Origin of the sequence: Paenibacillus athensensis (genome assembly GCF_004514475.2) — a bacterium.
GTDB lineage: Bacteria > Bacillota > Bacilli > Paenibacillales > NBRC-103111 > Paenibacillus_AL > Paenibacillus_AL athensensis.
This window is the reverse complement of the sequence record NZ_MYFO02000004.1, coordinates 339,771-353,558: the sequence shown is the minus strand read 5'-3', so window position 1 is coordinate 353,558 and position 13,788 is coordinate 339,771. Positions and strand designations below refer to the sequence as shown.

General features: G+C 57.9%; 11 protein-coding genes. 4 read left to right on the top strand and 7 right to left on the bottom strand.

Annotated elements, in window-relative coordinates; translation table 11 throughout:
- Positions 1-13: 13 nt before the first annotated feature.
- Positions 14-1,135 carry a glycosyltransferase family 4 protein gene (locus B5M42_RS09765; protein ID WP_134749620.1) on the bottom strand — a complete coding sequence of 374 codons (1,122 nt, stop codon included), beginning with the start codon at positions 1,133-1,135 and terminating at the stop codon, positions 14-16.
- Between the two features lie 162 nt (positions 1,136-1,297).
- Here B5M42_RS09765 and B5M42_RS09760 point away from each other — a divergent pair, with 162 nt between their 5' ends.
- Positions 1,298-2,425, top strand: coding sequence for a GGDEF domain-containing protein (locus B5M42_RS09760; protein ID WP_134749618.1), 1,128 nt, complete (start codon positions 1,298-1,300; stop codon positions 2,423-2,425).
- A 181-nt stretch (positions 2,426-2,606) separates the two neighbouring features.
- Here B5M42_RS09760 and B5M42_RS09755 read toward each other — a convergent pair whose 3' ends face one another.
- The 3 genes from B5M42_RS09755 to B5M42_RS09745 form a co-directional block, all read right to left on the bottom strand.
- Entirely contained in the window at positions 2,607-3,629 is a 1,023-nt protein-coding gene (locus tag B5M42_RS09755) for a potassium channel family protein (RefSeq protein ID WP_167689595.1), read from the bottom strand.
- Positions 3,630-3,726: 97 nt separating this feature from the next.
- Positions 3,727-3,933, bottom strand: coding sequence for a helix-turn-helix domain-containing protein (locus B5M42_RS09750; RefSeq protein ID WP_134749613.1), 207 nt, complete (start codon positions 3,931-3,933; stop codon positions 3,727-3,729).
- A 413-nt stretch (positions 3,934-4,346) separates the two neighbouring features.
- Positions 4,347-5,195, bottom strand: coding sequence for a helix-turn-helix transcriptional regulator (locus B5M42_RS09745; RefSeq protein WP_134749611.1), 849 nt, complete (start codon positions 5,193-5,195; stop codon positions 4,347-4,349).
- A gap of 148 nt (positions 5,196-5,343) precedes the next feature.
- Between B5M42_RS09745 and fabF the strand changes: the two genes are divergently transcribed.
- The 3 genes from fabF to B5M42_RS09730 all read left to right on the top strand — a co-directional run bounded on the left by fabF (position 5,344) and on the right by B5M42_RS09730 (position 7,761).
- On the top strand, positions 5,344-6,582 hold the full coding sequence (gene fabF, locus B5M42_RS09740; RefSeq protein WP_134749609.1) for a beta-ketoacyl-ACP synthase II: 1,239 nt from the start codon (positions 5,344-5,346) through the stop codon (positions 6,580-6,582).
- Positions 6,583-6,805: 223 nt separating this feature from the next.
- Entirely contained in the window at positions 6,806-7,204 is a 399-nt protein-coding gene (locus tag B5M42_RS09735) for a helix-turn-helix domain-containing protein (RefSeq protein WP_134749607.1), read from the top strand.
- A gap of 101 nt (positions 7,205-7,305) precedes the next feature.
- Positions 7,306-7,761, top strand: a complete 456-nt coding sequence (locus B5M42_RS09730) for a helix-turn-helix domain-containing protein (protein ID WP_134749605.1) — start codon at positions 7,306-7,308, stop codon at positions 7,759-7,761.
- Between the two features lie 92 nt (positions 7,762-7,853).
- Here the strand turns inward: B5M42_RS09730 and B5M42_RS09725 are convergent, their stop codons facing one another.
- From B5M42_RS09725 to B5M42_RS09715, 3 genes are all read right to left on the bottom strand, one after another.
- Positions 7,854-10,376: a hypothetical protein gene (locus B5M42_RS09725; protein ID WP_134749602.1), complete on the bottom strand. Its 2,523-nt coding sequence runs from the start codon at positions 10,374-10,376 to the stop codon at positions 7,854-7,856.
- A gap of 194 nt (positions 10,377-10,570) precedes the next feature.
- Positions 10,571-11,842, bottom strand: a complete 1,272-nt coding sequence (locus B5M42_RS09720) for a hypothetical protein (RefSeq protein WP_134749600.1) — start codon at positions 11,840-11,842, stop codon at positions 10,571-10,573.
- Between the two features lie 156 nt (positions 11,843-11,998).
- On the bottom strand, positions 11,999-13,765 hold the full coding sequence (locus tag B5M42_RS09715; RefSeq protein ID WP_134749598.1) for a hypothetical protein: 1,767 nt from the start codon (positions 13,763-13,765) through the stop codon (positions 11,999-12,001).
- Between the last annotated feature and the right edge of the window lie 23 nt (positions 13,766-13,788).

Sequence of the window (13,788 nt, the reverse complement as noted above, 5' to 3'; positions counted from 1 at the left end):
GGCTGCGCCACGCTTATTGATAAGCCTCGTACACATGCTTGAGCTGATTGAGCACGCGGTTCAGGGAATACGTTTTTTTCGCCTTGTCCCAAGCCGCCCGCGCCATATTGTAGCGATACGACGGATCGATAATTACCTTTTCCAGCGCCAGACAAAGCGCATGCGCGTCGCCGACCGGCACCAGTAGTCCGTTATGACCGTGTTCGATCTGCTCGGCAATGCCGCCTACATTCGTGCCGATCAGCGCCAGCCAGCACAAGGCCGCTTCAGCAAACACCGAACCAAACGCCTCGGCCCGCGACGGCAGCACAAAAATATCAAAAAACGGCATGAACTCCTCTGGATGCAGCATATAGCCGTAAAAAATCGTATCTTCATAAATCTGCTCGCGAACCGCGATCTGCTCCAATTCCTCACGGCTGGGTCCGTCGCCGATAATGTGCAGCACGAACGAATGACCGCGTCGTTTCAGCTCGGCGCAAGCGAGCAGCAGCGTGTCGAGACCTTTGGCCGGCACGAGCCGGCACACGGTAATCAGCTGCGGCACCTTGTTTTCATGAGAAACCGGACGAAAGCGCTTTTCGTCAAAACCGTTCGGAATGACGCCAATCCGCTCGGCATCCTGCACGTAATCGGCCAAATAATGCTTAAAGGAGTTGGACACGGTCAAAAGCTGCTCGACCTTCGCTTCCAGCTCCCCATATAACGCGGTCAGAAATTGATGTTCGGGCCCGTTCTCCTGAATGCGGCCGTTCAGCATCAGCTCCCGTTCGAAGCTGGAGTGTACGGTCATAATGACCGGCGTATCCGGGAACGCTTCCTTCATCGCCAGACCGGCAATCGGATGATGGGCGTGAATCAAATGAAACGGCTTGGTCAGACGCAGCTTCGTCCACCAGACGTAGTCCTTATAGGTTTGAATATATTTATCGACGATCGGATTGCCGGCAAAAGCGCGCCAGTCGAAGGTGGAGAATTCGACTTCCTCCGTCCCCTTCCCGCGAATACGCTTGGGCAGGGAAAACAGCTCCATTTGCCAGCCCTTTTTATGAAAACGTTCCAGTATGTAGGGCACCATCGACGAAACCCCTCCCGGCTGCTCCGGGGGAAAAAACAATGCTTGCAGGATGTTCACGGCAAAGCCCCTCTCTGATTCGTTCACCTTCCTTCTTATTGTAACTGGTGCGGCTGGAATAGAAAAGAGAACAGTATGCCCAAATCAATCCGTTTCTATGCGCACGCCGTTTTTTGTCATATAATGAAAGAACGATTGTCGAATGATGGAGGAAGCTGCCCGATGACCTACTTGTTTAATGGCGGGAACGGCCCGTTGCTGGGCTGTGCCGCCGCTCTCGTCATAATCGCGCTGATGCTGGTCATGTCGCTCAGGCTGTATGCAAGCCGCCGCAAAAAAGGCTATTTGTCGATTACAGTAGCGCTCGTATTTCTTGCCGCCTACTATGGGCTGCGGCTGTATGTTAAAGTCGAGGCTTACCATAGCGTAACGGCTTATACGGTGGTCATTTTGAAAATCGTATCCTTTGTGCTGGTGCAAATGGGTGTGTTCCAGCTCTATAACCGGACGCGCCGCCGGCATTATTGGCTGTTCTACGGCTTGATCGGGCTCGGCCTGCTCATTTCCCTGCTTCATGTCTACATTCCGCAGTGGTATGCGGGTCCGGAGCAGCAGGTGCAGCTCTTGCAGGATATTGGCCTGGAGCTGTATATTTTTATGCTGATCTTTGTGTTTTCCTATCTAATACCGCCTTTTGTCGGCCAGCAGGGCAAATACCAGTTGACGTTAACGGTGTTTTTTGCCGAGCATACCGCTCATTTGCTGAACGCCTATATTTACAGTGATACGCAGCCGTTTTTGACTTTTCTGGAGTTTGCGCTGCCGGTGCTGTACTGCTTTCTGCTGTTTTTCCTGCTGTTTGATCGCGTGGTCGAGCTGATGCAGGCGATTTACCAATCTTCGATTACGGACGGACTGACGCGGCTGTATAATCGCAAATTTTTTTACGGGCGGGTCAGGCAATACGTGCAGCGGCAGCTGCCGGTCTCGATTCTTTTCAGCGATATTGACAACTTCAAAAAGCTGAACGATACGAAAGGGCATCACATGGGCGACGAAGCGCTCAAGCAGGTGGCGGCGATTGTGAAGGAAGCGTGCGAGGACTGCGGCATTGCCGGAAGATACGGCGGCGAAGAGATCGTGGCGATGGTGACCGATCCCGATGTCGACATGGCCGCTTTCGCCGAGCATGTGCGCAAACGAATTGAAACAGAAACGATCGTTACCGTCAGTGTTGGTTACAGTATGTATAAAAGCGGACTTGATGCCGAGAAATTGATCAAGATGGCAGACGAAGCGATGTATAAAGCCAAAACAACCGGCAAAAACAAGGTGGTCAAATACGAATAGCGCATGGCGGTCCTACTCGCTGCGGGCCGGGCTGCCTGTTCCGTGGTTCCGTTAGCCGCCAAAAAGCTTGGACATATCCTGGTTCCGCGCAAACTGGCGAAAAAACAAAAGAGCCGCTGGCCCCGGCGTTCATGCAACGAAGGGCGGCAAGCGGCTTTGTACAAGCTATCGTCAAATAACGCTACAGCTTGGCATAGGTAGCATAATCGCAAATGACAAATAATCTTGCCGTTGCGGGAATCGGCTCGTCGAGCCTGCGGTTGATATCGAGCTTGTCCCCGTCGGCGATTAACGTAGCGCCTTGCTGCAGCAGCTCCATGTACGCGTCGCGATAGGTGGCCCAATGCTTGCGCGGACGAATTTCGTACAAATCCTCGCCTTGACCGCGGGATAACAGCTCATATACGATTTTGGAAACGCCAGGATTAAAGGCGGCGCGAACGGCCAGCCTCGACACCGTCTCCGTACTGACAATGAACTCGTCGACCTTGACATGCTGGAAATTCTGAATATGCTCGCGGTCCACCACCTCAACGACCGTATGAATATGCGAGAAATGGCGCTCAATCGCCGTGGCGGTCAGCAGCGACTTGCCGTCGACAAACGAGTCGTCGCGCACATATTTGTTATATTCGGTAATTTCGTTGGCAAAAATGAACACGGCTCTGGCTTGCTCCAGATTGGCAAGGTCCAGCGTTTCCTTGCGTACGGGATTGCCGCGGACGTAATGCACGCGATCATGCTCGTAGGGCGTTTTCTCGTATTGATCAATCAATACGATATCCGCCTTCGGATCGGTGTTCAATATTTCCTCCACGGCGAATTCCGCGTGCTTGCTCCAGTCGATAATGACGAAATGCCCTTCTCCCCGATACCGCAACCGGCCTTCCTCCTTTTTGCGCTTGTAGACGAATATGCTGTCCACCACACGGCTGATGATAATCGAAATCAAGCTGATGCCAAACAAGTAAAGCACGACGCCGAGAATTTTGCCGGGGACCGTATGCGGATAAAAATCACCATAGCCGACCGTCGTGACCGTCGTCATGACCCACCAGAAGCCGTTAAACGGATGCTTGAACGTCTGCGGCTCCAGCGCATACGCAGCAAAGGAAGCCGCTGCAATCAATACGACCGAAACCGTTACCAGCACGGCGCTGTTCATTCTCAAAACTCGCCGGAACCATTGGATGAATAGAAGCATAGTTCCTCCTGCACGGATTGATTTGCTCTTCATTATACAGCTTTGATCCGTCAGGGAAAAGCGCACGCCGCACCAGGCTTCTTACGGCGCATAGAGGCTACTCGATATGGAACAGCTCCTCCATCTCCTTGCCGAGCAAATCGCTCAGCTTCTTGGCCGTCGCCGGACCCACCGTCTTCACCGACCGCTCCAGCAAGCTGATATAGGCGTGGCTGAGGCCCGACCGCTTGGCCAAATCTCTCTGCGTGTACCCTTTGACAATTCTGGCCTTTATGAAATCTTGCGACTTCGCGACTATTCTCATCCGTGCCCACCCCTGTTCTCCTTTTGTTCCCCTGATTTCCACTATAGCATTTTATTTTACTTTTGCAACCAATTTTGTTTACAAAAGTACACATTTGTGAATCATGCTTTTTCCGGGTCCGTTTCAGGGGTTGGAGAGCTGGTTTCAAGCGCGGGCCGCGTACACGAAACAGAAGGATCGCGCTGCACGCCGAAGGCTGGGCCGGGAGACGCCTGCTCGCAAGCCGGGAAGCAAAGCCGCCGGCAGCAGCTTTGATTTTGCGCTTATGGCCGAACTGTCATTCTTATACAACTGGACGATGCGCTGTTATTTCACCACGAACACGCATTCCCATTTCCCGCTTCATTATACCATGTTATGACAAAAAAAGGCAGTCCTGTTTTTGTCCACGGACATTCCCTCCTGCATCGCGGCTATAGCCTGTCTCCCAGCCTTTTTTGCAGCTGGCTCAGTTTTTCCCCGGTGTCCGTGCCGGGCGCGGGTGTATAGACGCTGCAGCGCAAATCCGTTTGCCCCTGCACCTGCAGCATGGTCAAATCGAACAGCATTTTGCCGGCTCTGGCGTGTCTGAATTCAATGGAAACCTCGGGTGCGGAGCTGACATCGTTGCGGTGCCACAGCGCGTCAAATTCGGCATTTCGTTCGCTGATGGAACGAATAAAATCGCTGTACCAGTCATCGCCGACATACTGTCCGTAGTAGGAGCGGAACATCGCCAGGAATCCGCTGACGAAGTCGTTCCAATTCGCTGCCAGCGCCTTGAACTCCTTGCGCGTAAACAGCAGCCAGATCATGTTGCGCTCACTCGGGGGAACCTGCTCGAAATCGATAAAAACGGCAGCGGCCGCCCGGTTCCAGCCCACGATATTACAGCGTCGGTCGAACAAAATCGCCGGGCATTCGCGCAGCTCCTCCATGATCCGGCGCAAGGCGTGTGTCACCGTCGGCGCCCGCTCGTCGACAGCGGTAGGCGCCGGCTGCTCCAGCGCCAGCATAAACAAATATTGCCGTTCATCCTCATTCAGCTGCAGCGCCAAGGCGATGCGATCAAGCACCTGGGCCGACATTTTGATGGCACGTCCCTGCTCCAGCCACGTATACCACGTTGTGCTGACACCGGCAATTTGCGCGACCTCCTCGCGCCTCAAGCCGGGCGTGCGACGGCGGCCCGCAGCGGGAAGCCCTACCGCTTCCGGCTGCAAGCGGGCGCGATGCGTGGTGAGAAATTCAGATAAAGCGGCCAGACGTTCTGCGCTGTTCATGTTCGTTCCTCCCTGTTGTGTGGTTAGCCTGTCAGTACTTATACCAGTATAAATGCTTACTTGTAATATGATAAATCCTGTGACATGCTAGTTGCAAATAGACGATATGAAGCCGTCGGATTCCGGGGCTTGAAGGAGGCCGCAGCTTATGCAGCGCGTAGTCATTACAGGAATGGGCGTCATTTCTCCGCTTGGGAACGATACGACCACATTGTGGAACGGATTGGTTGCCGGACAATCAGGAGTCAGCCGCATCGACAGCTTCGACACCTCGGCTTATAAAACGAATATCGCCGGCATCGTCCGCGATTTTGACGCCGAAGCCGCAGTCGGCCGGCGTGAAGCGCGGCGAATGGACCGCTATTGCCAATTTGCTGTCGCCGCCGCCCGCCAAGCGCTGGACGACGCGGCGCTCGACATGGGCCAAGCCGACGCGGAACGGATCGGCGTCTACATCGGCTCCGGCATCGGCGGCATCCAAACGATGCTGGACAATTATCGCACGCTGCTGGCGCGCGGCCCCGGAAGGGTCAGCCCCACCCTCGTGCCGATGATGATTGCGAACATGGCCGCTGCCCAAGTGAGCATCCTGTTCGGGGCCAAAGGCCCGGTGCTGGCGCCGGTGACGGCTTGCGCAACCGGCAATAACGCGATCGGCGAGGCGTTCAAGCTGATCCAACGCGGCGGCGCGGATGCGGTCATCGCCGGGGGCGCGGAAGCGACGGTGACCGACCTGGCGCTCGCCGGCTTCGGCAACGCAACGGCACTGTCGACACGGGTCGACGAGCCGGAGCGCGCCAGCCGCCCGTTCGATGCGCAGCGGGACGGGTTCGTTGCCGCCGAGGGAGCCGGCGTGCTGATTCTGGAGTCGCTTGAGCATGCCGAGCGGCGCGGGGCGCGCATCCATGCCGAAATCGTCGGCTATGGCTCAACATCGGACGCCTATCATATGGTGGCGACCGATCCCGAAGGCGCAGGAGCGTATCGGGCCATGCGCGACGCGCTCGCTGACGCCCAGCTTGCGCCGGAGGAAATCGATACGATCAACGCGCATGCCACCAGCACCGAAGCCGGCGATTTATCCGAGACGCTGGCGATCAAAAAGCTGCTCGGACGGCGCGCCGGCGACGTGCCGATCAGCGCCAACAAATCGATGCTCGGGCATATGCTCGGCGCAGCCGGCGGCGTCGAGGCCGTGGCGCTTATTCGCACCCTGCAGAGCGGTCTGATTCCGCCAACGATCAATCTGGAGCATCCCGATCCGGCGTGCGATCTGGACTACGTGCCGAATACGGCGCGCCGGGCCCGACTCCGGACGGGCCTGTCCAACTCGTTTGGCTTTGGCGGCCATAACGCCGTCGTTATTTTTCAAACCTATTCCCGCTGATCGCCGCCTGTTATCGGCATCAAAGCGGCAACTCGACAACGGCAAGCACCGGAAGCGCAAGATACGCGCCTTCCGGTTTTTTTATTGCCGCCGCCTTACCGACCGCCAGTCAGCCAAGGGACGCCCCAGCCCCCCTTGTGCGGATATTGCTAGTACTATAGTTAACTGATATTATAGATTCGTTAACTTATGTTTACTTTTGTTTTATGCTGGGGTGGATGCGATGTATTTTTATGATAAATTAAAAGATTTGCGCAAGCTGCGCGGATTTACGATCCGCGATCTGGCGGCGCGCTCCGGCGTGTCGGCGGCCTACATTTCCCAGCTGGAGAACGGCAATCGCGGCGTGCCTTCGCCCGAAGTGCTGATGAAGCTCTCTGAGGGGCTGAACGTCAGCTATGCCGAGCTGATGGAAATTGCCGGTTATTTGGAAGCGCCGGCCAAAGGCGCGGAAGCGGCTGTTCATCCGGTGAATTTAAGGCGGTTTTTGCGCGAGAATGAACTGCTGTTCGACGGTATTCTGCTGACGGACGAGGACAAGGAATGGATTGAACGCATGCTCACCGTATTGTTCTGGAAAGAGCGGCGCGCCGGGGAAATTCCAACGCGTGAAGACCAGTGACGCCACAGCCTGGCAACGTTTGTGATTGATTTCACTAATGTAAACTGTTATTATAAAAATGTTAACTTTCGTTTACCATCTCGCGGATCGGGGGGACCTCGATGTATTTCTACGATAAATTGAGAGACTTGCGCAAGCTCAAGGGCTTTACCATCCGCGAGCTGTCTGATCGCTCCGGCGTGTCGGCTGCCTATATCTCGCAGCTGGAGAACGGCAATCGCGGCATTCCGTCTCCGGACGTGCTGGCCAAGCTGTCCGAAGGGCTGAATATTTCGTATGCCGAACTGATGGTGATGGCCGGCTATTTGGAGGCGTCGGAGCCCGCTGCGCCCGAGGAAGGCCGCAGTCCGGTGAATTTGCGCCGTTTTTTGCGCGAAAATGAGCTGCTGTTCGACGGCGTGGTACTCAGCGAGCTGGATAAGGATTGGATCGATCGGATGCTGACGGTGATGTTCTGGCGTCATGCGCCGGTCGAATCCGTTCCGGCAGTGGAATCCGAGTCGACAGCCGGAACAGCGGAAGACGCAGCGGAACCTGATAGCAGCGAAGATAACTGAACAGGCATTGCCTCGGCCCGAGCCGTGGGGACCAAAGCGTCCGGTAAAACAAAACCTCCAGAATCGCCAAATGGCGGTCTGGAGGTTTTCTGTTACTTCAAGCTCTGCAGCGGGACGAGCAGCCGCGTTAGCTGCCCGTTGCCGCCCGCCGCAAGGCGCGGAGCTTCGAGCACAAGCTCGGCTTCAGCCGTCAGCGCTTCCGAACGATAGCCTGCAGGGGCGCGGTAACGCTGTACCGCTGCGGTGGCAGGATCGATGCGCAGCAGCTCGGTCAATGCGTCTGGCGCAGCATAGCCGCCGGCGGGCTGCAGCGTGATGTACAAAGCGCCCGCCTCATACAGCAGCTTGCCAAAGGAAGCGCGCGTTTGCGCAAACAATTCGGCTGCGCTGCCCTGCTCCAAATCGATCCGCAGCACCTGCGCGCCTCGTTGCATATACAGCACGCCGCTGCCGCCATCCAGCGCACAGGAGCCTGTATCGCCCATGCTCTGCGGCTCGCCGGTCGCCGGAGGCGGCAGTGTCATCTGCTTGAGCCATTTTCCGTTGGCGTCAAAAAACAAAATGCGGTCGTCATATACAAGCAGCAACTGTTGTCTGTAAGGCAGCAGCCTGACGCGAACAGCCGCGTTGTTTGCCGGTCCGGTGTAGATGGAGCGCAGCATCATCTGCTTCTCATCCCACACGAGCAGCCGGTCGGTCCGAAACGCCCAGCGCCGCCCGCGACCGTCCTCGTAATAGCTGTCCGAGTCAATGAGCAGCTCCTGCATCGTCAGCGCGCTCGCATCGACGGCTGGCGCCGGCGCCGTATGGCCCAGCACGGTCAGCTCACGCGAAAGCCGGCTGCGTCCGCCAAGTCCTTCTGCCAGCAGCTCCCCGCCAGCATTCCAGCTCAGCGCAGACGGCAACCGCAGCTCGGCTTCGGCCTTCAATCGTCCTGCGGCATCGGCCTTGACCACACGGTCGCCAAACGTATCGGCCACGTACCAATAGCCGCCCGACCGGGTAAAATCGAGCGCGGTGCTGCACGTCCGATAGCTGCCCTCCGTACAGCGCACCGACACCGGCAGCTCGGCAATCCGGGTCAGTCCCTGCTCGCGGTCCCACGCCTCCAGCCGGCTGCCGGTCAGCACGTACCAGCGCCCGTCGATGCGCCGCACCGTATGCGTCGTCGCTTCTCCGCTGCCGGCGCGGTCCACGGCGTCCAGCGCGCCCTGCAGCTCCTCCGGTACGCCGGGGGTCGCTTCCGGCTGCGCCGGAAACGGCACGCTCAGCTCTCCCTCCGGCGCAGCTGCGCCTGCAGCGGCAACGGAGCGGCCTTCCGGCAGCTCCTTCATCCAGAGCGCGTCCTGCTCCCCGCTCGTCCGATTCAGCAAATCGTAAAGCGACAAGTAGCGGCGTTCTTCGCCGAACTCGCCCGTCAACAGGCTTAGCGACCGGACAACCTCGGCTGCGCCGCCAAGCTCCAGCGCATCGTAGCGCAGCTGGAGGGGCGCAGCCTCAGCGCCCTGTGCAGAGCCGCGAGCCGGTTCAACGGCGACCGTCTCGACGTGCGTTTCGGACAAACGGACAAAATTCCAGTCATCGAACAGCTCCCAGCCCGGCTCCTGCAGCCGCCCCCCGTCTCCAAGCCATACCGGACCTCCGCTACGCAGCAGCAACGTGCGGCTGCCTGCTCCAGACGACGGCTGCACATTCAGCAAATACGCCGTGCTCCCGGCCGAGCCGGCCAGCGTCGTTCTGGGCGATACCGGCCGGGCCTGATTCAGCGCGTAGCCCGACAGCCGATACACCGTCGGCCCGGTCGCCAGCTCTTCATAAAGAACAAGTCCGCGCGCATCCTGCAGCGCATACAGCAGTTGGCCGCCGGTTGTTTCCAGCCGCCGTACGCTGTCAAACGCCAGCTTGTCCAACTGCTGCCTCTCCGCAGCCAGCGCTGCCGCCCGCGACGCCTCGTAGGACGAATCGGACACATACAGCGGCCCCTTGCCTTCGGAGCTGATCCAGTATTCCTTATATTCATTTTCTTTTTCATTTTCAACCAGAAACAACGCTCCCTGCGGACCGTCGGCAAACGATACCGCTTTGACCATATCGGGAGCAATTGGCAGTCGGCCCAGCCGCTTCAACGGATTGGAGACTCCGGGGGCAACTTGAAGGACATACCAGTCCCCTGCCGTTTCCGACTCTCCGCTCTTGACCGGAAGCCCGATATAGGCGATCGCTCCGCTGCGCCAGACATAACCGCTACGCGCGCTCGGGAAGCTGAGCGGAATGTTCTGATAGTTCGTGCCGTCGAGCCAGTCATAGCGGATTTGATTGTCCTGCACATACACGACCTGGCTTTCCTTGCGCAGCAGCACCAGCGGAGTTTGACTATCGGTCGTAAAGCGTCGTCCGGCAGAGGGCCAGCCAGCCATATCCGCCAAGCGCCGGGCCAGCTCTCCGGCCTTGTCCGGCGTCGGGGATGGAGCCGCTTCCGAGGAGGGCTTGGGCGTCTTCTGCGGCCTGTCCGCCGCCTCTGGCTGCCACACCAGCACCAGCCAGGCTGCGGCCAGCAGCGCCGCTCCCAGCAGCGCGCCAACGACCGCGCGAATCCATAGCCGATCTTCGCCCATAGCGGTCCCTCCCTTTCGTCGTACTCAGCGCACACCCATCTGCGCCTGCCGATAAATAAGCGCTTTCAAGCTCATTTCCTTATTTTATCACAGAGCAGCGGCCCCGCGGGAACAAATCGCTGATTTTTTTGCCAAAACACCAAAAAAACCGGGATCCCTCCCGGCCGTACTCGTGGTTATTTTACATCCAAACACTACATATTATCGTAAACCGTCTGATATTCCGGCGTTGATGGCGGGGTCAGCTTGTCCTGATTCGTGAAAGCACCAAGCTGCTGGACCATCAAGCGGCTCCCCTCCTTAAAGGCTTTGAATTTATCGTCGTCGCTCGCCTTCGAATCCTGATAGCCCTTGACATGCCCCTCCAGCTGCTTCGCCCAGCCGTCATTGTTGGCCAGCAGCATATCGTACGTCCGGTTCGAATTCTCCGCCAGGCGATCGTTAAAGTCATTCCTGTGCTGTCCGGAAATCGACGAGATTTCAAAGCTGCCGTGCTGCATCGGATCGATGGCGTTTTGCGGAGTCATCCAGTTGTTTTGCAGCGATTTGTATTTGCCGATTTGCGAGAAAATGAACGCTCCGCTGTTGCGCGACGCTTCCAGCGCATTTAAGGTTTGCTGAGATTTGTTATCGCTGAGCAGCGGCAATTGAATATTGTTGGCCGGGAACGTGGCGTAGGCCGATTTCTTTTTCGTACCGCTCATGCTGACATGGGTCATCGACAACGCTTCCTCGGGGTTTTTCGTCGATGTGTCGAGATTGGTCGAGAACGCAACGTCCTGGATTTTGCCGTGCAGATCCTGAACGCCCTCACTTTCGATATAATCCATGTACATCATCATGTCCTTGAGCGCATTGCCGTCGCCCCCGCTGTCAACGCCGTCGGGTTGCTTGATGTTCGTTTTGAAATCGCCGAAAAGCGAAGCGTAATTGGCTTTCTTCTGCTGATGCTCGCGCAGCGCCGCCAGCGTCCCTTTGCTGATGTTGGTCAGGGCGCGGCCGTTCAATACCTCTTTGGCGGTCGGATCAAGGACAAGCTTGGCCAGCTTGGAGTTTTTCTTATGCTCGGATTTGGCCACCTTATCGATAGCCGATCCTGACTTTTTCTTGTTTAATTGTTTGTCCAGATGCTTGGCCAGCTCGGCCACATCGGCGAACGAGTGATTAAGCGGATCGGACACCAAAGCTTTCACCGCTTTGACGACGCCATACCCTATGTCATCAATCGCTTTCTCCTTCAGCAGCGCTTTCGTCGAACCGGCGGTGGGCTTTTTAAATTCAACGTTGGTATGACCGTTATAATCGGCGAGCGTAATCGTCCGCTGTACGGCCTGATTGCCGATCGTCCGGTGCAGCTCGTGAAGGCCGTCAAGCGGTTGGCGGCGAACGCCGGCCTTTTTACCCGCCTTGCGGCGCAGCGACGGGCCCGAAGGCGAAGTCCGGGGCGGCTTTGCATAGGTTCGCATGCGCATTCTCCTTTGCCGGGAAATCTGACGTGGGAACAATTCTTCTACTTTATAAAATATTACCAAAATACGCTTGCAAATGGAATGACCGATTTATCTCGTTTCTAAAAAAAAAGCCCGCCAGCGCCCCTATCGGAGCCTTGACGGGCAAGCTTATCAATACTTGTAGCTGTACAGCAAACGTTTCACATCGCCGTTTGGCGTGCTGACCGTTTCGTAAAATTTCAGCGTCAGCGGGTAATCCAGCTGGCCGGTGCCGGAGCTGAGCACCAGCTTCTGATCGCCGCTGATGAGGCGTTCCGCGCCGGTCAGAGCGACGGTTTTGCTGCCGGCGACGTTGCCGGTGCCGTCTTCGACCTCGACAGTCAGACGGGTCAGCGACGGGTCGACGATCAGCGGTTCGACCTGCTTGACGGCGAGATTCGTTTTGAGCTGGTACGAATAGCTGATGCCGGCGAGCCCCTGAGAAGCAACCGCCGAGAGGTTCCAGTCGCGCAGCGTGACTTCATACGGATACATCGTCAGCTTCGTATCGCTGGTGTCGTCCTGCTGCAGCGGCACGTACAGCTTGGCAATTTCCGACTTGTACGGCGCTGCCGCTTTGATATCGCTAAGCTTCAGCGCAAAGCGCTGGCTTTCGTCCGATTTCGGCAGCGTGAACGTGTAGCTGACCACCGTGCCCGTGCCGGGCAGCACCTGCTGCGCCGTTGTCCCCGCCGCTGCGGCCCCGGCAGCAGACGCGCCTGCGCCGGCAGCGGCCGCACCGCTTTTCGCGCCGGGATACGTGTAGCCGTTCTCGCTGACGAGATCGGCGCCCATGACCGGCACGCCAATCGCCGTGTCGCCCTGATTGACGATCTTCAGCTTGGCAACGGCCGTGCCGAAGCTTTCGCCGTCGTTCTCGAAGCGCTGCAAGCTCATCAGCGACACGCTGACGCCGCTTGGCAGCAGCTGGCTGTGCGGATCGAACGCAATCGGCTGGCCGAACGCCTTGTCGCTGGCTGCTGCAATCGCCTGCTGGTCGTCGCCTTGAGGCAGGCCGATTTGCAGGCGGCCGACATTGTAGGTGACGGCGGAGCCAGCCACGCGGAACGTTTCCGGCGACAGCACGTTCAACCGGCTCAGCGTAACGTCTTCATCGACCGGAATCGCCACGTGCACATAGCTCGACTCGCCCGGCTCCAGCTTGATCGGTCCTTGCTCGACGCGGGAGCCCGCAAACGCCTTGCTGCCGCTAACGCCGCTCAGGCTGAATTCCGGCAGCGTCTGCGTCCACGCGCTCGGGTTCGTTACGAGCAGCTGCACGACGTACACCGGCTTGCCCGAAGCGGTGTCCTTGGTAAAGCCTGCGGTCGCATAGCGGAGCGGCGAATTCAGCGCCGGCAGCGTGAAGCTGTCGCCCCAGCTCTTGATCGCCGACGGATCGCTGAGCATCGTCAGATCGCCCTGCCAGACGCTGCCGTCAAGCGGCACGTCGAGCTTGACCGTCTCGGTCTTCGGATAGACGTCCAGATTGACGTCGGTCCAGACGAGATCGGTCACGCTGAACGCGCCGTCGCTGTCAACGGAAGCGATATAATTCAGCTCGACGCTGCCCTTGGGCTGCACGGAGCGAACGTTGGAGCTGCTGGGCGCAAGCGTATATTCGACGCCCTCGGCCGTGCGCAAGCGCACCTCGTAATCCGGCACGCGCGTGACGCGCGTCGAAGTATTCGTCACGCGAACGACGACGCCAAGTCCCGTGCCGCTGCTGTCATATTCGTTCAGCACACTTTTCACAGCCACCTGCAGGCTGCCTGTCAGCGCATAGGAAAGCGGCGCGGGAGTGGCTGCGCCGCTGTCGGCCAGCGCCGGGTAGGCGCCAGTCAGCAGCGTGCAAGAAAGGGCGACGGCGGTCAAGGTTGTTTTCCACGGTTGTTTCACGTTGTTATCCTCCTTATCGGGGC